Below are 18,302 nucleotides of genomic sequence, written 5' to 3'. Positions count from 1 at the left end.
GCCCGACAAGGGCCGATTCAGGCCGATTTGACCCCGTATGGCAGCGGCTTGCCCGCGAAGAATGCCGTCAGGTTCGCCAGCACGCAGTTCTGCATGGCGACGTGTGATTCGAGGGTGTGGCCGCCGATATGCGGGGCGAATACGACATTGGGGAGCGCCGTCAGCGCGTCGGGGGCGTGCGGTTCCTTCTCGAAGACGTCGAGGCCGGCGCCGGCGATGGTCCTGTCGGTCAGGGCCGCGACCAGGGCCTTCTCGTCGATCACTGAGCCGCGAGAGATGTTGACGACATAGCCGTGCTCCCCGAGTCGCCCCAGGATATCGGCGTTGACGACGTGCTGGGTCTCGGCCCCTGCCCGGACCGCGATCATCAGCACGCTGCACCAGTCGGCGAGCGCCTCCAGCGTCGGGAAATATTGATAGGGCAGATCGTATTTGGTGCGGCTGAAATAGCCGACCTCGCTCTCGAAGGCGGCGCAGCGGGCCGCAATCTTGCGGCCGATCTCGCCCATGCCGTAGACGCCGATGCGGCGGCCGGGCATGCCCGCCTGCGGGCGCATCATCGGCGACTGCTTTGAGCCGGCCCAATCGCCGCTGCGGACATATTGGTCGGCGACCAGGATCCGCCGCGTCGTCGCCAGCATCAGGGTCATCGCGATGTCAGCGACGGAAGCCGCATTGGCACCGGGGCTGTGGCCGACCGCGATGTTGCGGGCGGCGGCCGCCTTCAGGTCGACGCCATCATAGCCGGTGCCGTAGCAGACGATGGCGCCGAGTTTTGGGAACAGGTCCATCGCATCTGCGGCGAGCGGCGAGCCGCCAGCGGTGAGCATCGCGCGGATGCCGCCGAGCTCATCGGCCGAAAACACCTCGCGCGCCGGCTTGCCGCCGGTGTCGAGCAGTTCGAACCGCTCGGCGAAACGCGCCATCATCGTCTTCGGGAAGCGCGAGTAGATCAGGACCTTGTCAGCCATTTTTTCTTGTTTCCCGGTTCTTGCTTCCGATGACAGCCACAAACGACGAGGGGCGGAATCGGTTGCCCAATTCCGCCCCTCGCCTCATGCAATTTCCAAACCTCAGCCGAGGCAAGCCTTAACCGAGAATGGTGCCCGGCTCGACCTTCACGCCGGGGCCCATCGTCGAGGACACCGCAACGCGCTGGATGTAGGTGCCCTTGGAGCCAGCCGGCTTCGCCTTCGAGACAGCATCGGCCAGGGCCTTGATGTTCTCGACCAGCTTCTCCTCGGAGAACGAGGCCTTGCCGACGCCAGCCTGCAAAATGCCGGCCTTCTCGACGCGGAACTCGACCGAGCCGCCCTTGGCACCCTTCACCGCACCGGTGACGTCCATGGTCACGGTGCCGATCTTCGGGTTCGGCATCAGGCCGCGCGGGCCGAGCACCTTACCGAGACGGCCGACCAGCGGCATCATGTCGGGGGTGGCGATGCAGCGGTCGAAATCGATCGAGCCGTTCTGCACCTTCTCGACCAGGTCTTCGGCGCCGACGACGTCGGCACCAGCAGCCTTGGCTTCGTCAGCCTTGGCGCCGCGGGCGAACACGCCGACGCGGAGCGTACGACCGGTGCCGTTCGGCAGGGTCACGACGCCGCGGACCATCTGGTCGGCGTGACGCGGATCGACGCCGAGATTGATCGCGACCTCGATGGTCTCGTCGAACTTCGCCTTGGCGCGTTCCTTGACCATCTTGATGGCGTCCGCGAGCGGGTAAAGCTTTTCGCGGTCAACACCTTCGCGGGCTTTGTTCAAACGCTTTCCGATTGCCATGACCGCTTACCCCGCCACTTCCAGACCCATCGAACGGGCAGAGCCCTCGACCATCTTCATGGCCGACTCGATGGAATCGCAATTGAGATCCTTCATCTTCTTCTCGGCGATCTCGCGCACCTGCGCCTTGGTCACCTTGCCGGCCTTATCACGGCCCGGCGCCTTCGAGCCGGACTGGATCTTGGCGGCCTGCTTGAGGAAGAAGGACATCGGGGGGGTCTTCATCTCGAACGTGAACGAACGATCGGCGTAGATCGTGATCACGACGGGAATCGGGGTGTTCTTCTCTTCCTTCTGGGTCTGGGCGTTGAACGCCTTGCAGAACTCCATGATGTTGAGACCGCGCTGACCAAGCGCGGGACCGATCGGGGGCGAAGGATTCGCCGCACCGGCCGGGACCTGAAGCTTCAGGTATCCGGTCACTTTCTTTGCCATGTATCACTCCTGTTGTGCCGGCCAGGCCGGCGGTTTCAGGTTCGTGGTCTGGGTCGGATGCGGCTGGCAACCGCCCTCTCCCTCCCACGGCCTCTTGCTAGCGTGAGACCGAAGCCTCACGCCTCAATCGATCAGACCTTCTCGACCTGACCGAATTCCAGTTCGACCGGCGTGGCGCGGCCGAAGATCGACACCGCGACCTTCACGCGCGAGCGCGCCTCGTCGATTTCCTCGACCACACCCGAGAACGAGGCGAACGGGCCATCGGCCACGCGCACGTTCTCGCCGATCTCGAACGACACCGACGCCTTCGGCCGTTCCACGCCCTCCTGCACCTGGTGCAGGATGCGCATGGCCTCGGCTTCCGAGATCGGCATCGGCTTGTTCTCGGCGCCGAGGAAGCCCGTGACCTTCGGGGTGTTCTTGATCAGATGGAACGCCTCGTCGGTCAGCTTCATCTTCACCAGCACGTAGCCCGGGAAGAACTTGCGCTCGGCGTCGATCTTGCGGCCGCGGCGCACTTCCGTGACCTTCTCGGTCGGAACCAGCACCAGCTCGAACAGCTCCTCGAGCCCGCGCTGCTTGGCCTGCTCGCGGATCGATTCGGCGACCTTCTTCTCGAAGTTCGAGTAGGCGTGGACGATGTACCAGCGCTTGTCGGTCGATTGGGTTGCAGCGGCTGTTGCCATCAGTGAATGCCCAAAAGGAAGGTGATGAGGTAACGGATGATCTGGTCGGCGGCGAAGAAGAATATCGAGGCCACGGCGACCATCACGAACACCATGATGGTGGTGATCGTGGTCTCACGACGGGTCGGCCAGGTGACCTTGGCGGTCTCCGAGCGCACTTCCTGCAAAAACTTGAACGGGCTGACTGCCATCGTTTGATGTCCAACGTCCGTCGACAGACGCGAATGAATTTCAGGGATCCGAACAGCCGCCGTTGGCCCAGCCCTCTGTCTCGAAGGATGAGCCGGGAACCGGGCTCGATTGTTCGGGGATTTCAAAGCCGCGCCGGAAATCCGCGTTTAACGGGCCGGCTGCGAGTGCCGGGTAGATACTGCGGATGGGGCCAAAGGTCAAGGTGTGGGCTGCCCGGGACACGCGCGGCCGAGGCCAGCGGACCCGATCCGGATCAAGGGCTTACCCGGTCCGCATGATCCACGGTCCGAGCTTGTCGGCCCGCTGCCGTCCTGCCTGTCGATCCTGGTTGTCTGGGATTAGCTGGCAGGAGTGGCAGGGCTCGAACCTGCGACCCCCGGTTTTGGAGACCGGTGCTCTACCAATTGAGCTACACTCCTACGGACCCTCGCGTCGCCACGCGGATCAGGGGCGCTTTCAAGCACAGGGGACGGCTGGTTTGCAAGGGTGAAGCGCGCTGGCTTCGCTTGTTTGTGCCGCGCCTTCTGGGCCACAGTTCATTCCCGATAATAATGTGCCCCCGGGAGTGAACATGACTGCCACAGCCGCCGCCCAAGCCGCCTCCGCGCCGAAAACCCCGCCTTTGCCCGAGGCCAGGCCGGAAACGCTGGGCCTGTCGCGCCCTCGCCTCCAGGCGATGTCGGACGCCTTCAAGCGCGAGATCGACAAGGGAACCATTCCCGGGGTGACCGTGCTGGTGGCGCGGCGCGGCCAGGTCGGCTGGTTCGAGGCGCTCGGCAAGCAGAGCCCGGTGGGGGCCGCGCCGATGGCGCTTGATTCGATCTTCCGGATCTTCTCGATGACCAAGCCGATCGTCTCGGTCGGCATCATGGCGCTGGTCGAGGATGGCCATTTGCTGCTCGCCGATCCCGTCGCCAAGTTCATTCCGGAGTTCGCTGACCAGAAGGTCGGCGTGGTCAGCGGCGGCAAGCTGGAACTGGTTCCGCCCCGGCGGCCGATGACGGTGCAGGACCTGCTCCGCCACACCTCTGGTCTCACTTATGAGCACCAGGGCGACGGCCCCGTGCACAAGCTCTACCAGGAGTCCCGCGTCCGCAGCCGCAAGATCACCAATGCCGAGCATGCCGCGCTGGTCGCGAGCTTCCCGCTGGTCTGCCATCCCGGCGACGAGTTCAACTACAGCCGCTCCACCGACATCCTCGGCCGCATCATCGAGGTCGTCAGCGGCAAGTCGCTCGGCGCCTTCCTCACCGAGCGCATCCTCGCCCCGCTGCAGATGACTGAAACCGCCTTCTCCACCAGCGAAGCCAATGCCGGCAGGCTCGCCCAACCTTTCGAAGCCGATCCCTGGACCGGCGACAAGGTCGCGCTGTTCAACATGCTCGAGCAGCCGGTGATGGAGTCCGGCGGCGGCGGTCTCGTCTCGACCACGATGGACTATGCCCGCTTCGCGCTGATGCTGCGCAACGGCGGCACGCTCGACGGCAACAGGATCATCGGCTGCAAGACGCTGGAGCTGATGGCATCCGATCACCTTGGGCCGCACGTTGTGACCAACGGCACGCTGCTGTCGCCGGGCCACGGCTTCGGCCTCGGCTTCGCCGTGCGCCGCGAGGCCGGCATCGCGCCGTTCCCCGGCAGCGTCGGCCAGTATTTCTGGAGCGGCATTGCGGGGACGTTCTTCTGGATCGACCCGAAGGAAGATCTGTTCGTCGTGTTTATGTCGCAGGGACCGGGGCAGCGCGACCACACGCGGACGCTGGTGCGGGATCTGGTTTACGCGGCGGTGGATTGAGGAGACGCCAGTTAGACGCGGCGTTGCATCTCCGCACTCACTGTCATGCCCCGCGACCCGGCTACGCCAAGGCTTCGCCGGGGCTCAGGTCCAGGGCCGCCGAAGCTTTAGCGTAGGCGGCAAGCGGGGCATCCAGGGCGGATTCAAACGGTCGTCGCAACACCAGTTGTTTTCACTCATAACAGCAATTCGTCAAGCGCCTCCGCCGGCGTTTTCCAGCCTAGTGTCTTTCTCGGACGGGCATTGAGGGCCGCTGCCACAGCGGATATCTCGTCGGCGCTATGGATGCTGAGGTCTGTGCCTTTCGGGAAGTACTGTCGCAGCAACCCGTTGGTGTTCTCGTTAGTACCGCGCTGCCAAGGGCTTTGCGGGTCGCAGAAGTAGACCTGGATACCCGCATCGATCTTGAGACGATCGTGCTGAGCCATTTCGGCTCCCTGATCCCAGGTCAGCGAGCGACGCAGTTCTTCGGGCAAGGTGATGACGGTGCGCGTGATCGCGTCGCGCACGGCCTCGGCCCCGTGTCCCGCGAGCGCAGGTCCGTTCTTCGCGCGCGGAGCTTCGCCGTGCCCCGCCAACCGGGGAAGGTGCAATAGCATCGTGAAGCGCGTCGTGCGCTCGACCAGCGTGCCGATTGCCGAGCTGCCAAGACCGAGGATGAGGTCTCCCTCCCAATGTCCCGGCACTGCTCGATCGGCAGCTTCAGCAGGGCGCTCACTGATCATGATCTCCGGCGAGACAAACCCCTTGCCTCGCCTGCGTACGCGCGCCCTGGGCATCCGTAATACACGCCCGGTTCGCAAGCAGGCCGTCAGCTCGCGGCGCAGTGCCCCACGGCCCTGAACGAAGAGAGCTTGATAGATAGCTTCGTGGCTGATGCGCATCGTCTTGTCGTCCGGGAAGTCGATCGGCAAGCGTCGGGCAATCTGCTCGGGACTCCAGGCTTTGGCCCATCGCCGATCCTTGCGTGGGCCATGCCGGCGGCCCTTCCACAGAACGGCGGGACCAGGAACGAGCGCGCCGCTCGGGGCTACGACGCCGCCAGCAAGTCTCTCCTCCACATAAGTGCGCAAGGTTGCATTGAGCGCAAGCTTGGTCGGCTTGGGTCGGCGGGCGGATCGATTCGCATGCCATTGGGCAGTTGTTGCCCGATACTCCAACCCGCCGCCGCGGGTAGCCGCGTTGCGTCGCAGTTCACGGGATATTGTCGAAGCAGCCCGCCCCAGGCGACGTCCAATCTCTTGCCTGGAATGGCCCTGCACCTTGAGGAGTGCGATCTCCTCGCGCTCTACCAATGAGAGGTACCGCCCGGAGAGTACCTTTGCCGAAGATCTGAACATCGCTGGTGGCATGCCGCCCGCCTTTCGGAATAATCTGCTTCCGACAGGTTGTGACAATCCGGCTTCCAGCGCAGCATCCTCGCTGCTTAGCCCCGCGGCAATCGCCAGCCAAAATCTATTCTGTTCATCGCGTCCTGCAACAGACGGCCGTCCTGGCGATGGCAATGGGGCTCGTCCTGACCGCGCCGATCGGCGCCTTACAACGTTCATCGCAACCTCCAACCTCCGAGTGTTGCGACGACCGTTTGAATCCGCCCAGTACGCAGCGGCGGATGTGGTGAAAGCGAGCTCTCTAGCGCCGGCCTCTGGGATACTGGATCGCCCGCCCCAGCGCGCAATTGCGCACAAGGCGGGCGATGACAGCTGTGTGTGGGCGGGCTGGGTGCCCCTTCCCTCCCACGCAACGCCTCAACTAATCGTCGCGCCGCCGTCGATCACCATGGTCTGGCCGGTCATGAAGTCGCCGGCCTTCGATCCCAGGAACACGGCGGCGCCGGCGATCTCGTCGGGGATGCCGATGCGGAGCAGCGGCGAGCGCGAGGTCGAGGCCTTCAAATTCTCCGGATTGTCCCACAGTGCCTTGGCAAAATCGGTCTTGATCAGACCGGGCGCGATGCAGTTCACGCGGATGTTGTGCTTGCCGTACTCGCAGGCGAGGTTGCGCGCGAGCTGCATGTCGGCGGCTTTCGAAATTGCGTAGGCGCCGAGGATGGTCGAGCCCTTGAGGCCGCCGATCGAGGAGACGATGATGACCGAGCCGTCCTTGCGCTCGATCATCTGCGGCACCACCATCGAGATCAGCCAGTTGTTGGCGACGATGTTGTTGTCGAGAATCTTCCTGAACTGATCGTCGGAGATGCCGGCGAGCGGACCGTAATAGGGGTTCGACGCGGCGTTGCAAACCAGCACGTCGATCTTGCCGAAGGCGCGGTTGCTCTCGTCGATCAGGTTTTGCAGATTTTCCTTCGACGAGATGTTGGCGGCGATCGCGACCGCCGTGCCGTTGCCGAACTTGTCGTTGATGCCCTTCGCAACCTGGTCGCAGACATCGGCCTTGCGCGAGGAGATCACGACCTTGGCGCCGTGCTCGGCCATGCGCTCGGCGATCGCCAGCCCGATACCGCGCGTCGAGCCGGTGATGACGGCGACTTTCCCCTTCATGTCGAACAAGGTCATGGTTTCCTCCCAGATTATGGTTTGATTGACTTGAAGCTTACGCCGTGTCCGCGCGCGCGGACAACTGTATCAGGCGAGCTTCTTGACTTCCGGCCCCGCCAGCTGATGCATCTCGGCGTGCGCGTCATCAGCGATCCACGGCTGCTGGTTGACCATCGGCAGTCGCCAGACCGAGCGTTCGGGGCTTGAGAAATAATCGAGCCGCGTGATCGACACATTGTCGATGTCGAACGACAGGGCCCGCTCTACCTGGCCGTCGAGTGCGAGGCCGATCGCCGCCTTGATGGTGCCGCCATGCGCGACCGCGATCACATCCTGCCCGGCCGCCTCGTTGTTGATCCGCTCGACGGTGCGGCGCGTGCGGTTGTAGAGATCCATGAAGCTTTCGCCGCCGGGCGCGGGCTCGTTGATGTCGGCGAACCAGCTCGAGCCGACGGGGCGGCTGGCGATGAACTGGGCGCGGTTCATGCCCTGCCAGCGTCCGAGATTCTGTTCGGCCAGGTCTGCTTCCCATTTCATCGATGCGGGCCTTGGGAAGCCGGCCGCCCAGATCGCTTCCGCGGTCTGGTGGGTGCGCATCAGATTGCTCGAATACCAAACCGCCTTGCGTGGCAGCACCTTGGCAACAGCGTTGAACACGTAGGTGTCGCTGGTGTCGCAGGCGAGATCGCTCTGGCCGTAAATGTTGCCGCCGTCATTGCGCACCGGCGCATGACGGACCCACCACCACCGCGTCGTGACCACTTTGGGCTTGTCTGTGCCTGTCATCGAAACTCTTCCATCCCGTGTGATGTCGCTGTACGTCAGGTGTGAACGTGTCTCAAGACACTTTACCGTTTGAAATCTTGTTTGAAATTCCGTTGCGCGGCAAGCGTCGCGCAGCATACCAAAGGGAGAAACGCATGGGCCGTCTGCAAGGCAAATCCGTCATCATCACCGGCGCCGGCAGCGGCATCGGCCGCGCCGCCGCACTCCTCTTCACCAGGGAAGGCGCCAAGCTGATCGCGGTTGACCGCACCGAGGCGGTGAAGGAGACCGTCGACGAGGTGAAGAAGGCCGGCGGTGTCGCGGAAGCCATGGTGGCCGACGCGGGCTCCGAAAAGGACGTCATGGCCGTCATCGACAAGGCGGTGAAGACGCATGGCCGGCTCGACGTGATCTGGGCCAATGCCGGCGTCTCCGGCGGGCTCGTGCCGCTCGGCGAGCAGACCGTGGAACAGTGGCAGGAGGTGCTGCGCGTCAACCTGATCGGCCCGTTCCTCGCGGTGAAGCATTCGATGCCGCACATGGTGAAGCAGCAATCCGGCGCGATCGTGCTCACGGCGTCCGTCGCGGGCCTCAAGGCCGGCGCCAGCGGACATCCCTATGCGGCGAGCAAGGCCGGCGTGATCAGCCTGGTGCAGACCACGGCGTATTCGCTCACCGGCACCGGCGTGCGCATCAACGCGGTCTGCCCGGGCCTGATCGAGACCGGCATGACCAAACCGATCTTCGACCGCGCCAAGGAGCGCGGCACCCAGGACAAGATCGGCCAGCTCAATCCGTTGAAGCGCCCCGGCCAGCCGCACGAGCTCGCGGCGATGGGGCTGTTCCTGGCCAGCGACGAAGCATCGTATGTCAACGGCCAGGCGTTCCCGGTTGACGGTGGTTTGACGGCGTCGATGCCGTATACGGGCAAGCCGGTTTAGCACGCGCTCTCTCGCATCCCGGACGCGCTGCGTCCGGGATGCGAGACCGGAGTTTTGGCGCGCAACTGCCTCAACATCGTCATTGCGAGCGCAGCGAAGCAATCCAGAATCCCTCTGCGGAGGCAGTCTGGATTGCTTCGTCGCAAGAGCTCCTCGCAATGACGGAGTGTGGGGGGACACGGCCGCTTCATCATACGCATCTTCATTGCGGACACACCCTCGCATCCTCGCGGCTTGCTTCGCCCGAGCTTTGCTTGGTCGCCTCACCCCCAATTGAAAGAGGGCGCAGGGAAGGCCGGGAGCCGGCTGGCTCCCATTGTCCGCTATGCCATGAGTAGTTTGCGCTACAATGCACAGCGGGTAACAGGGCAACCGGAGCATCCCGGCCTTCCCTGCGCAGTGGTTGGAACGGCTTATGTCGTGCTCTCCCCGGGGAGCGATGCACTATTGCCCCCGTCGCCGTTGCGGATGGCTGCTGCGCATGCCCGGTCGGGCTGCCACATCACCGCAAGACTTGGCGCACAGACCCCGGGCGCCAGGACGACACGATTTGGCCGTACGCCGATCACATCTGTCGTTGGCGCGAGGTCTTCGCTCACGGTCGCCCGCCCTGCGAAGCTTTTCGTGCCGATGTGACCTGCGTCCACCGCCGCCCGGCCCGCGTTCGTGACGATCGCGATACGCCCCTCTTCCTTGGGCCGGGTTGCGGCAACAGATACGCCGTTTCCGAATTTCGGTAAAGTGGAATATTTTGGCGAGTACACATTGACCGAGAGTTTGAGTGTTTTGCCCGACGGGCAACGCAAGGTCTTGTAGACTGGAGATCTTGTAGCCCGGATGGAGCGAAGCGTAATCCGGGGTTTGCGCCCCCCGGACATAGTGGCCCCGGATTTCGCTTCGCTCCATCCGGGCTACGATGCCGATTTGGCCTACGAAGCCAGCGCTGCGACAAACAACCCGCTCGCGACCACCGACGCAACCGTCCGCACGTGGTTCCAGAACGTCCAGTCCTTCAGATACGCCGCCCACACCGCGCCAGCCTCCGGCGCGGACGGCTGCAACGCGGCGAGCGCGTTGTTGAGCGGGACGTTGAACACCATCGTCACCACGAACATCCCGATGACATAGAGGCCGCCGCCGGCGATCATGCTCACTGCCCCCGGCTCGCTGACGCGCAACGTACCCATCACCACCAGCGCCGCGCCTGCTACCGTCGTGCCGAGAAACAGCGGCATGAACAGCGAGCGCACGATGTCGACATTGATCGCGTTCATCGCCGCGATGCCGGCCGCCTGGCCGAGCCGGCCGAACGCGGCCATGATAAAGGTCGAGAAGGCGAAATAGATTCCGGCCATGAGGCCGCAGCCGATCGCCGAAAACCAGAGCAGTCCGGTCGTGAAACCCTGCCACATGCCGCAGCTCCCTATAATACGATAAACTCTCGTATTTGATAAATGCGATAAACTCTCTTATTTGTGACGTCAAGCGCGGATGGCGGGAACCAGGATGCCGGAACGGAAAAGCAGGACGGACAAGACGACGCACGCGGCCGCGCGACGCACGCCGCTGGTGCCGACGCAGGAGCGAAGCCGCGAACGCTTCGACCGCATCCTGACCGCTGCGGCCGAGATTCTCACCGAGAAAGGCAGCGACGCCTTCCGGATGAGCGACATCGTCGAGCGCACCGGCATCGCGTTCGGCTCGCTCTATCAATATTTTCCGGACAAGAGCACGGTGATCGGGACGCTCGCCGAGCGGTGCAATGTCATCGGCCGCGAATGCGTCCAGCGCGACCTCGCCGAGATGAAGAAGCTATCCGACCTGCACGCTGCTCTGTGCCGCATCACCGACGGCTATGACCAGATGTTCCGCGAGCATCCCGTGATGCATCACATCTGGCAGGCGACGCAAGCCGACCGAAGCTTGCAGAAGATCGACGAGGAGGATGTGGCCTTTCTCGCCGGCCTCTTGCGCGAGGCGCTCAAGCGCGTCGCGCCGAAACAGCCCGCCGCCGCCCTCACCTCCTTCTCGCAACTGGCGATGATCCAGATCGCCGCCGCGGTTCGTCACGCCATCGCCTTGCCGCCGGCGGAGGCGCGGCGTACGCTCGAGCTGTTCAAGCGAATGCTGCCGAAAGATCTCTCCGCGCTCGGCTGAGGTTCAGCGAAAGCACCCTTCGCGATCCGATTTGCCCGAACCGCCACTCCGTTGGTATGTTTCGTGCAGGCGGCGAAGCCATCCTCCATCTCATGAACGAGACAATGCCCAACCCGATTTTCCCGAGTTCACGACCCGATCGCATTCGCAACCTCCTCGCCGACCTCGTCGGCTTCGACACCGTCAGCGACCGCACCAATCTGCCCTTGATTGCCCATATCGAGAGCTATCTCGCTTTCCTCGGTGTCAAGGGCGAGCGCATCGTCGACGACACCGGCCAGAAGGCCTCGCTCTGGGTCACCATCGGACCGGAGGACCGTCCAGGCCTCGTGCTGTCGGGACACACAGACGTCGTGCCGGTCGTGGGCCAGGACTGGAGCCACGATCCGTTCAAGCTGGTCGAGCGCGACGGCAAGCTCTACGGCCGCGGCACCACCGACATGAAGGGTTTTGTCGCGGTGTGCCTCGCCATGGTGCCGGAGATGCTGGAAGCGAAGCTGACGACGCCGATCCATCTCGCCATCTCCTATGACGAGGAGATCGGCTGCGTCGGCGTGCGGCCGATGCTGCGCGAGGTCGCGAAGAAGAAGATCAAGCCGCTCGGCGCCTTCATCGGCGAGCCGACCGAGATGAAGGTCATCATCGGCCACAAGGGCAAGCACGGCGTGCGCGCGACATTCCGTGGTCTCGCCCGCCACTCCTCGATCGCGCCCGACGGCGTCAACGCGATCGAATACGCGGCCGAGCTGATCACCGAAATCCGTCGCCGTGCCGTGAAGCTTGCGGCCGCGCGATCGAATGACAGCCTCTACGACGTTCCGCATTCGACGCTGCTCACCAGCATCGTGCATGGCGGCGCCGCGCTGAACATCGTGCCCGATACCTGCACGGTGGATTTCGAATGCCGCGGCATCGGCATCACCGAGTCGCGCGAGGTGACGGATGCGATCGTCGCCTGGGCCAAGGCCGAGCTCGGGCCGGAGATGAAGGCGAGACATCCGGAGTGCGGCATCGATTTCGAGGAGATCCTTGATTATCCCGCGCTCGACACGGCGGCCGACGCCGCCATCGTCACACTGGCAAAAAGCCTCGCCGGCCGCAACGACCACGCCAAGGTCGCCTTCGGCACCGAGGCGAGCCTGTTCGCCAGCATGGCGGATATCCCGTCGGTGGTGATCGGCCCCGGCGCGATCGCGCAAGCGCATACGCCCGACGAGTTCGTGGCGATGGCGGAGCTGGAGAAATGCGCAGGCTTCGTGGAAAGGCTGATCGCGCATTGTGTGAAGGGCTGACCCGTAGGGTGGGTTAGCTTAGCGCAGCGTAACCCGCCACTTCTGTTGCGCCGTGCGAATGGCGGACAACGATGCGCCTTTGCCCACCCTGCGGGAGCTGATTTGCCCGACAGGCAAGGCTCCCTTCTGCTAGGCTCCAGACTCTCGCCTAACCGAAGGGAGAACTCCATGAAGGCCATCGCACTGGGCGCACTCGGGGCCGTGCTGGTTGCGGCCGCCGCTCCCGCCGCGCCGCTCAACGCAACGACGATCGGCTCTGCCGAAATCTCCGACGTCGACCAAGTCGGTCTGATCTGCAACGAGTATTATGGACGCTGCTGGCGGACCCGGGGACGCTATGTCCTGCGCTACTTTGACGACCCCAGCTACTTCCCCGGCAGGGGCTACAACTACTACGCCGGTCCCGGCTATTACGATCGCGGATACGGCGGCTACTACGTCGGACCGAGGTTCACCATTCGCGCCCAGTAGCAGGCCAATCACCATCAGAGCGGCCCTCGACGCCGTCGCGTCGAAGAAGAAGGGCATGAACAGCGAGCGCAGGATGTCGACATTGATGGCGTTCATCGCCGCAACCGTTCAGAGCGTAGCCCGCATGAGCGTTAGCAACATGCCGGACCGCCGTCCCGGGTGTCGCTGCGCTCACCCGGGCTACGGGAGCACGCGTTCCTCATCGCTCCTGCAACGCCAGCCGCACGCCGACAGCGCAGTAGATGGTCCCGACCACCTTGCCCTGCCATTTCACCACGGCCGGATGGCGGCGCAGGAGATTGCCCAGACGACCGGCGCCGACGGCGAACACCACGGTGCTGACGAGACCCAGCAGCACGAAGACGATGCCGAGGATCGCAAGCTGAAGTGCGATCGAACCGTGCTCCGGCCTCACGAATTGCGGCAGGAACGCAAGGAAGAACAGCGCGGTCTTGGGATTGAGCACTTCGGTCAGCACGGCCTGCCGGAAGGCCCGGCCCGCGCCGATCGCGGGCGCGCCGCCGTTCAGCTCGACCGGCGCCTTGTCGAGCATCGCGCGAATGCCGAGATAGATCAGGAACGCAGCGCCCGCATATTTAACGATGCTGAACAGCAGCGCAGAGGTCGCGATGATCGCCGAAAGACCGACGATCGCCATCGAAGTGTGGATCAAGTCACCGGCCGCAATCCCCGCGCCGGTCGCGATGCCGACCTTCGTTCCCGAGCTAACCGCGCGCGCCATGGTGAGCAGCGTCGCAGGCCCGGGAATGAAGACAAAACCGAGTACGATGAGGATGTAGGTGATGAGGGTGGCGTGATCGATCATGTGGCTGGCCGTTCTTTCACTGATGTCGCTACGACAGCGGTGTCATGCCCCGGCTTGACCGGCGCATCCAGTACGCCGCGGCTCCTCTGCGTCCACGCGCTGTCTCTGGGATACAGGATTGCCCGCTTTCGCGGGCAATGACACCGAAAGTGTGGAGACGGCGAACCACAAAGCGAAAAGGCGCGGCCATCAGCCGCGCCTTTGTGTGTCTAAACCGCGCCCGCCTTCTGCGCGTACTCCCACGACGCCTTCGACAGCGGCACGGTGCGCTTGGCTGACTCCAGCGCCTTGGCATTGGCCGCGGTGCCGTCGCGAACGCGGCCGGCGATGCCTTGGGTGATGCCGGCGAGGCGGAACAGGTTGTAGGCAAAATACCAGTTGAGATCAGGCACCGTCATCTTGGTGACGTTGCAATAGATCTGCGCGGCCTCTTCCACGCTTGGGATGTTGAGCGCCTTGAGGTCGGCGCCCTCCAGGCCCGGCATGATCCACTGCATCAACAGATAGGTGAAGTCGGCCATGGGATCGCCAAGCGTCGACAGTTCCCAGTCGAGCACGGCCTGCACGCGCGGTTCCGTCGCGTGGAAAATCATGTTGTCGAGGCGATAGTCGCCGTGGACGATCGAGACGCGCGCCTGCTCCGGCACGGTTTTGGGCAGCCATTCGGCGACCTTCTCGAACTCCGGAATGTGCTGCGTCTCGGACGCCCGGTACTGCTTGGTCCAGCGGTCGATCTGCCGCGCAAAGTAGTTGCCGGGCTTGCCGAACTCGCCGAGGCCGATCGCTACGGGATCGTACATGTGGAGTTTTGCCAGCGTCTCGATCTTGCTGGTGAATATCTTGCGGCGGTCCTCCGGCGTCTGGCTCGGCAGCGTCGGATCCCAGAACACCCGGCCGTCCTCCATCGACATGATGTAGAAGGCGGCGCCGATGATGCTGTCGTCCTGGCACAGCGCGTAGGCGCGCGCGACCGGAAAACCCTGCTTTCCAAGGGCTGCGATGACGCGATATTCGCGATCGACCGCGTGCGCCGACGGCAGCAATTTGCCGAACGGCTTGCGGCGCATCACATATGAGCGGTTCGGCGTGTTGAGCCGGTAGGTCGGATTCGACTGGCCGCCCTTGAACTGGAGCACGACCAGCGGGCCCTCATAGCCTTCGACGTTGTCGCGCATCCAGGCTTCGAGCCGCATCTCGTCGAAGCGATGACGCTCCTCGACCGGCTTGGTGCCCGAGAATTCTTCGTCTTTCCTGACGCCGTCAGCCACGATGACGCTCCCTCTTCAGTCCGAACATGATCCTAATCGGTAACCGCTGACGCACTTGCGTCAAGCGGTCACCGAATGCGGATCAGCCCTGTCGTCTTTTTCAAGTCGGGAGCGCCGCAGGACTCTCCCTCTTAATGCTTGGGAGAATTGGCATACTTCCGAACTTCGAGCCTTGCAATGGCGCGATTGTGCACCTCGTCCGGACCGTCGGCGAGCCGCAGCGTGCGGATGCCGGCGTAGTCCTTGGCAAGACCCGCTTCGTCGGAGACGCCCGCGCCACCAAAGGCCTGGATCGCCTCGTCGATGATTTTCAGCGCCATGTTGGGTGCTGCGACCTTGATCATGGCGATCTCGGCCTGCGCGGTCTTGTTGCCGACCTTGTCCATCATGTCGGCGGCCTTGAGGCAGAGCAGACGCGTCATCTCGATGTTGGTGCGGGCCTCGCCGATGCGCTGCTCCCACACGCTGTGCTCGACGATCTTCTTGCCGAAGGCGGTGCGCGACATCAGGCGCTTCACCATCTTCTCCAGCGCCTCCTCGGCCTTGCCGATGGTGCGCATGCAGTGGTGGATGCGGCCGGGACCGAGGCGGCCCTGCGCGATCTCGAAGCCGCGGCCTTCGCCGAGCAGGATGTTCTCCTTGGGCACGCGCACGTTCTCGAGCAGCACCTGGGCGTGGCCGTGCGGCGCGTCGTCGAAGCCGAACACCGGCAGCATCTTCTCGACCTTGATGCCGGGAGTGTCGAGCGGAACCAGGATCTGCGACTGCTGCTGGTGCTTGGCCGCCTTGAAATCGGTCTTGCCCATCAGGATCGCGATCTTGCAGCGGGGATCTCCGACACCGGACGACCACCATTTGCGACCGTTGATGACGTAGTGATCGCCATCCTTCTCGATGCTGGTCTCGATGTTGGTGGCGTCGGACGAGGCGACCGCCGGTTCCGTCATCAGGAACGCCGAGCGGATCTCGCCGTCCATCAGCGGACGCAGCCATTTGCGCTTCTGCTCCTTGGAGCCGTAGCGCATGAACACTTCCATGTTGCCGGTGTCGGGCGCGGAGCAGTTGAACACTTCCGAAGCCCAGGAGATGTGGCCCATCTGCTCCGACAGCAGCGCGTATTCGAGATTGGTCAATCCCGCGCCACGGAATTCGTCGTCCTCATGCTCGTTCGGCGGCATGAACATGTTCCAGAGGCCTTCGGCCTTCGCCTTCTTCTTGAGGTCCTCCAGAACCGGGATCACCTTCCAGCGCTCGCCGCTGTGATCCTGCTCGTTATAGATCGGCACCGCCGGACGCACGTGCTTGGTCATGAACGACTGCACGCGGTCGAGCCATTCCTTCTGCTTGGGGGACAGATCGAAATCCATGGGACGCTCCTCGGTCTCTCTTTGCAAAGCTGTTTTGCGCCGGACTGTCCTCCCGCCGCACGCGACCCGCAAGCGCGAATGCTTGCGGACGCCTCGGAACCGGCTCGCGCGTTGCGAACGAGTCTCGATTGCGGATTGACTTTCTCCGGCCTTCAAACGATAGTTTCATACAAGTGTTTGAATTGCAACTCCCTCCCCGAGGGGCATCCATGGCCAGCGATCATACGAGGTCTGCCATTCTCGCCGCCGCCGAACGGCTTTATGCCGATCGCGGCTTTGGCGACGTGACGCTGCGCGACATCGTCGCGGAGGCCAACGTCAACCTCGCGGCGGTGAATTATCATTTCGGCTCGAAGGACGAATTGATCGCAGAGCTGTTCGTCTCGCGCTCGATCGCCACCAACCGCGAACGCCTGCGCGAATTGAAGGCCGCGGAAGAACAAGGCGGCGGTCGTGCGCCGATCGAGGTGATCTTGCGCGCCCTGGTCGGCCCGACCTTGCGCGGCTGCCTGGGTCCGGAAAACCAGCGCTCTACCGCGGCGCGCTTCATGATCCGCGCCTCGATCGAATCCGTGCCGCCGATCCGCCGCATCAAGAACCGCGAGATCGATCATTTGCGGAAATTCGCCGGCGCCATGCGGCGCTCCCTGCCCGACCGCAGCGACGTCGATATCTATTGGGGCCTGAACTTCGCGCTCGCCATGGCGCACCACACCATCCGCGAGAGCGAGCGGTTGACGAAGCTGTCGGAAGGCAAATGCGATCTCGACGATGTCGAGGACGTCGTCGCGCGCGTCGTCAGCGTCGCGACGATGGCGCTGACGGCGGGGCGGACCGAGACGAAGGCGCCGTCACGGGTTGTCGCGCGTTAGCGCTCACATCATCGCGATGCAGTCGATCTCGACGTCGAAGGGGCCGAACCATTCCGGGGTGCAGACGAAGATGCGCGCCGGCGGATCGATCGGGAAATAGCGCGCATAGATCGCGTTGAAGACGGCGAAGTGTTTGGTCGAGGTGCAGTAGACGTTGCACTTCATGACATTGTCGAGCGAGGCGCCTGCCGTCTCGAGGCAGAGCTTCATCTGCTCCATGATGATCCCGCTCTGCAGCGCGATTGGCATCCCCCCGATCTCGCCCGTCTCGGGGTCGAACGGCGGCAGGCCGGCGACGAAGATCATGTTGCCGGCGCGCGTGACCGGCGAGGTCGGCGCCTTGACGCGGTCGAGAAAGGACGAGATCGGTTCGACGCGGAGCGCTTCGCGTTTCATCGGCGGCCACCTTCGGTTCGAGCGAGACTGGCGCCTTGCTACATTATTCTGCAGCCGGCATGCTTCGCTAAAGCTCGAAGTGTGGTTGCGGGCCTAAAGCGCGATGAGATCGCGCTCTAGTTTTTGTTTGAGCATGATCTCCGCGCAAACGCGTTCCGCGTTTGTCGCGAGGGAAAACCGCTGCGCAGTTTTCCGGATCCTGCCTTACACCCGCTGCGGCATCTCCTCGGCCTCTTCCTTGGCGAGCAGCAGCAGCATCTCGATGCCCATCTCGCCTTCCTGGGGCGAACGGATGAACTTTATCTCGTCGGCGCTTTGCCGCAGCGCTGCAATGATGGCGACGGCCTGATTGGCCGTTGCTGCCTCGGTTGCCAGAACTGCCTTCTGGTTCTTGGCCTGAAACCCGATCGTGTAGGACATGCGTTCCCTCCCGGACTTACGTGGGGAGGATGGCATCAGAGTCGCGCGCAAAGCGGAAGCCTGTGCGAGTACGGACCGGGTTTATCTGGGGGTTGCGCGCAAGCCTCAGGCAAGGCCGAACATGGCGCGCGCGTCG

20 protein-coding genes and 1 tRNA gene are annotated in these 18,302 nt (G+C 63.7%); 6 read left to right on the top strand and 15 right to left on the bottom strand.

Going from position 1 to position 18,302, the window contains the following annotated elements; genetic code table 11:
* Nucleotides 1–17: 17 nt before the first annotated feature.
* The 6 genes from ACVJ5M_RS20175 to ACVJ5M_RS20150 form a co-directional block, all read right to left on the bottom strand.
* Nucleotides 18–971, bottom strand: coding sequence for a 2-hydroxyacid dehydrogenase (locus ACVJ5M_RS20175; protein ID WP_063982570.1), 954 nt, complete (start codon nucleotides 969–971; stop codon nucleotides 18–20).
* A gap of 118 nt (nucleotides 972–1,089) precedes the next feature.
* Nucleotides 1,090–1,782 carry a 50S ribosomal protein L1 gene (gene rplA, locus ACVJ5M_RS20170; protein WP_014494487.1) on the bottom strand — a complete coding sequence of 231 codons (693 nt, stop codon included), beginning with the start codon at nucleotides 1,780–1,782 and terminating at the stop codon, nucleotides 1,090–1,092.
* A gap of 6 nt (nucleotides 1,783–1,788) precedes the next feature.
* Nucleotides 1,789–2,217, bottom strand: a complete 429-nt coding sequence (gene rplK / locus ACVJ5M_RS20165) for a 50S ribosomal protein L11 (protein WP_006611824.1) — start codon at nucleotides 2,215–2,217, stop codon at nucleotides 1,789–1,791.
* Between the two features lie 131 nt (nucleotides 2,218–2,348).
* Nucleotides 2,349–2,906: a transcription termination/antitermination protein NusG gene (gene nusG / locus ACVJ5M_RS20160; protein ID WP_063982569.1), complete on the bottom strand. Its 558-nt coding sequence runs from the start codon at nucleotides 2,904–2,906 to the stop codon at nucleotides 2,349–2,351.
* Complete coding sequence (gene secE, locus ACVJ5M_RS20155) at nucleotides 2,906–3,097, bottom strand: preprotein translocase subunit SecE (protein ID WP_007611620.1); 192 nt, start codon at nucleotides 3,095–3,097, stop codon at nucleotides 2,906–2,908. Before secE ends, nusG begins: the two co-directional genes overlap by 1 nt.
* A gap of 344 nt (nucleotides 3,098–3,441) precedes the next feature.
* A tRNA-Trp gene (locus ACVJ5M_RS20150) sits at nucleotides 3,442–3,517 on the bottom strand.
* A gap of 152 nt (nucleotides 3,518–3,669) precedes the next feature.
* On the opposite strand from ACVJ5M_RS20150, the gene ACVJ5M_RS20145 reads away from it, so the two are divergent.
* Nucleotides 3,670–4,893: a serine hydrolase domain-containing protein gene (locus ACVJ5M_RS20145; RefSeq protein ID WP_231142169.1), complete on the top strand. Its 1,224-nt coding sequence runs from the start codon at nucleotides 3,670–3,672 to the stop codon at nucleotides 4,891–4,893.
* Between the two features lie 176 nt (nucleotides 4,894–5,069).
* On the opposite strand, the gene ACVJ5M_RS20140 is transcribed toward ACVJ5M_RS20145, so the two are convergent.
* From ACVJ5M_RS20140 to ACVJ5M_RS20130, 3 genes are all read right to left on the bottom strand, one after another.
* Entirely contained in the window at nucleotides 5,070–6,443 is a 1,374-nt protein-coding gene (locus ACVJ5M_RS20140; RefSeq protein WP_210168703.1) for an IS30 family transposase, read from the bottom strand.
* Nucleotides 6,444–6,641: 198 nt separating this feature from the next.
* Nucleotides 6,642–7,409: an SDR family NAD(P)-dependent oxidoreductase gene (locus ACVJ5M_RS20135; protein WP_063982568.1), complete on the bottom strand. Its 768-nt coding sequence runs from the start codon at nucleotides 7,407–7,409 to the stop codon at nucleotides 6,642–6,644.
* A gap of 69 nt (nucleotides 7,410–7,478) precedes the next feature.
* Nucleotides 7,479–8,177 (bottom strand): histidine phosphatase family protein, encoded by a 699-nt coding sequence (locus ACVJ5M_RS20130; RefSeq protein WP_063982567.1) that lies wholly within the window; start codon nucleotides 8,175–8,177, stop codon nucleotides 7,479–7,481.
* Between the two features lie 134 nt (nucleotides 8,178–8,311).
* Here ACVJ5M_RS20130 and ACVJ5M_RS20125 point away from each other — a divergent pair, with 134 nt between their 5' ends.
* A complete protein-coding gene (locus ACVJ5M_RS20125) occupies nucleotides 8,312–9,097 on the top strand; it encodes an SDR family NAD(P)-dependent oxidoreductase (protein WP_063986290.1) in 786 nt (261 codons plus the stop codon).
* Nucleotides 9,098–10,026: 929 nt separating this feature from the next.
* Here the strand turns inward: ACVJ5M_RS20125 and ACVJ5M_RS20120 are convergent.
* Nucleotides 10,027–10,509 (bottom strand): anthrone oxygenase family protein, encoded by a 483-nt coding sequence (locus tag ACVJ5M_RS20120; RefSeq protein ID WP_063982566.1) that lies wholly within the window; start codon nucleotides 10,507–10,509, stop codon nucleotides 10,027–10,029.
* A 94-nt stretch (nucleotides 10,510–10,603) separates the two neighbouring features.
* Here ACVJ5M_RS20120 and ACVJ5M_RS20115 point away from each other — a divergent pair, with 94 nt between their 5' ends.
* The 3 genes from ACVJ5M_RS20115 to ACVJ5M_RS20105 all read left to right on the top strand — a co-directional run bounded on the left by ACVJ5M_RS20115 (nucleotide 10,604) and on the right by ACVJ5M_RS20105 (nucleotide 13,017).
* Nucleotides 10,604–11,254 (top strand): TetR/AcrR family transcriptional regulator, encoded by a 651-nt coding sequence (locus tag ACVJ5M_RS20115; RefSeq protein WP_063982565.1) that lies wholly within the window; start codon nucleotides 10,604–10,606, stop codon nucleotides 11,252–11,254.
* A gap of 104 nt (nucleotides 11,255–11,358) precedes the next feature.
* Nucleotides 11,359–12,546 (top strand): acetylornithine deacetylase, encoded by a 1,188-nt coding sequence (gene argE / locus ACVJ5M_RS20110; protein WP_063986289.1) that lies wholly within the window; start codon nucleotides 11,359–11,361, stop codon nucleotides 12,544–12,546.
* Between the two features lie 168 nt (nucleotides 12,547–12,714).
* Nucleotides 12,715–13,017, top strand: coding sequence for a hypothetical protein (locus ACVJ5M_RS20105; protein WP_354100622.1), 303 nt, complete (start codon nucleotides 12,715–12,717; stop codon nucleotides 13,015–13,017).
* A 199-nt stretch (nucleotides 13,018–13,216) separates the two neighbouring features.
* On the opposite strand, the gene ACVJ5M_RS20100 is transcribed toward ACVJ5M_RS20105, so the two are convergent.
* The 3 genes from ACVJ5M_RS20100 to ACVJ5M_RS20090 all read right to left on the bottom strand — a co-directional run bounded on the left by ACVJ5M_RS20100 (nucleotide 13,217) and on the right by ACVJ5M_RS20090 (nucleotide 16,478).
* On the bottom strand, nucleotides 13,217–13,843 hold the full coding sequence (locus ACVJ5M_RS20100; RefSeq protein ID WP_063982563.1) for a LysE family translocator: 627 nt from the start codon (nucleotides 13,841–13,843) through the stop codon (nucleotides 13,217–13,219).
* Nucleotides 13,844–14,052: 209 nt separating this feature from the next.
* A complete protein-coding gene (locus ACVJ5M_RS20095) occupies nucleotides 14,053–15,111 on the bottom strand; it encodes a phosphotransferase family protein (RefSeq protein WP_063982562.1) in 1,059 nt (352 codons plus the stop codon).
* A gap of 131 nt (nucleotides 15,112–15,242) precedes the next feature.
* Entirely contained in the window at nucleotides 15,243–16,478 is a 1,236-nt protein-coding gene (locus ACVJ5M_RS20090) for an acyl-CoA dehydrogenase family protein (protein WP_063982561.1), read from the bottom strand.
* Nucleotides 16,479–16,687: 209 nt separating this feature from the next.
* On the opposite strand from ACVJ5M_RS20090, the gene ACVJ5M_RS20085 reads away from it, so the two are divergent.
* Entirely contained in the window at nucleotides 16,688–17,350 is a 663-nt protein-coding gene (locus ACVJ5M_RS20085) for a TetR/AcrR family transcriptional regulator (protein WP_166092677.1), read from the top strand.
* Between the two features lie 3 nt (nucleotides 17,351–17,353).
* On the opposite strand, the gene ACVJ5M_RS20080 is transcribed toward ACVJ5M_RS20085, so the two are convergent.
* Entirely contained in the window at nucleotides 17,354–17,746 is a 393-nt protein-coding gene (locus tag ACVJ5M_RS20080; RefSeq protein WP_354100621.1) for a RidA family protein, read from the bottom strand.
* 204 nt (nucleotides 17,747–17,950) lie between these two features.
* Nucleotides 17,951–18,166, bottom strand: coding sequence for a hypothetical protein (locus ACVJ5M_RS20075; protein WP_208087445.1), 216 nt, complete (start codon nucleotides 18,164–18,166; stop codon nucleotides 17,951–17,953).
* Nucleotides 18,167–18,302: the final 136 nt, after the last annotated feature.

This window comes from Bradyrhizobium sp. S3.7.6 (assembly GCF_054061875.1).
This window is presented reverse-complemented; position numbering and strand designations above follow the sequence as displayed.

Bases quoted from the DNA above. Each gene is read 5' to 3' on its own strand.
- ACVJ5M_RS20175 (WP_063982570.1), bottom strand. From the start codon at position 971: ATGGCTGACAAGGTCCTGATCTACTCGCGCTTCCCGAAGACGATGATG.
- rplA (WP_014494487.1), bottom strand. From the start codon at position 1,782: ATGGCAATCGGAAAGCGTTTGAACAAAGCCCGCGAAGGTGTTGACCGC.
- rplK (WP_006611824.1), bottom strand. From the start codon at position 2,217: ATGGCAAAGAAAGTGACCGGATACCTGAAGCTTCAGGTCCCGGCCGGT.
- nusG (WP_063982569.1), bottom strand. From the start codon at position 2,906: ATGGCAACAGCCGCTGCAACCCAATCGACCGACAAGCGCTGGTACATC.
- secE (WP_007611620.1), bottom strand. From the start codon at position 3,097: ATGGCAGTCAGCCCGTTCAAGTTTTTGCAGGAAGTGCGCTCGGAGACC.
- ACVJ5M_RS20145 (WP_231142169.1), top strand. From the start codon at position 3,670: ATGACTGCCACAGCCGCCGCCCAAGCCGCCTCCGCGCCGAAAACCCCG.
- ACVJ5M_RS20140 (WP_210168703.1), bottom strand. From the start codon at position 6,443: ATGAACGTTGTAAGGCGCCGATCGGCGCGGTCAGGACGAGCCCCATTG.
- ACVJ5M_RS20135 (WP_063982568.1), bottom strand. From the start codon at position 7,409: ATGACCTTGTTCGACATGAAGGGGAAAGTCGCCGTCATCACCGGCTCG.
- ACVJ5M_RS20130 (WP_063982567.1), bottom strand. From the start codon at position 8,177: ATGACAGGCACAGACAAGCCCAAAGTGGTCACGACGCGGTGGTGGTGG.
- ACVJ5M_RS20125 (WP_063986290.1), top strand. From the start codon at position 8,312: ATGGGCCGTCTGCAAGGCAAATCCGTCATCATCACCGGCGCCGGCAGC.
- ACVJ5M_RS20120 (WP_063982566.1), bottom strand. From the start codon at position 10,509: ATGTGGCAGGGTTTCACGACCGGACTGCTCTGGTTTTCGGCGATCGGC.
- ACVJ5M_RS20115 (WP_063982565.1), top strand. From the start codon at position 10,604: ATGCCGGAACGGAAAAGCAGGACGGACAAGACGACGCACGCGGCCGCG.
- argE (WP_063986289.1), top strand. From the start codon at position 11,359: ATGCCCAACCCGATTTTCCCGAGTTCACGACCCGATCGCATTCGCAAC.
- ACVJ5M_RS20105 (WP_354100622.1), top strand. From the start codon at position 12,715: ATGAAGGCCATCGCACTGGGCGCACTCGGGGCCGTGCTGGTTGCGGCC.
- ACVJ5M_RS20100 (WP_063982563.1), bottom strand. From the start codon at position 13,843: ATGATCGATCACGCCACCCTCATCACCTACATCCTCATCGTACTCGGT.
- ACVJ5M_RS20090 (WP_063982561.1), bottom strand. From the start codon at position 16,478: ATGGATTTCGATCTGTCCCCCAAGCAGAAGGAATGGCTCGACCGCGTG.
- ACVJ5M_RS20085 (WP_166092677.1), top strand. From the start codon at position 16,688: ATGGCCAGCGATCATACGAGGTCTGCCATTCTCGCCGCCGCCGAACGG.
- ACVJ5M_RS20080 (WP_354100621.1), bottom strand. From the start codon at position 17,746: ATGAAACGCGAAGCGCTCCGCGTCGAACCGATCTCGTCCTTTCTCGAC.
- ACVJ5M_RS20075 (WP_208087445.1), bottom strand. From the start codon at position 18,166: ATGTCCTACACGATCGGGTTTCAGGCCAAGAACCAGAAGGCAGTTCTG.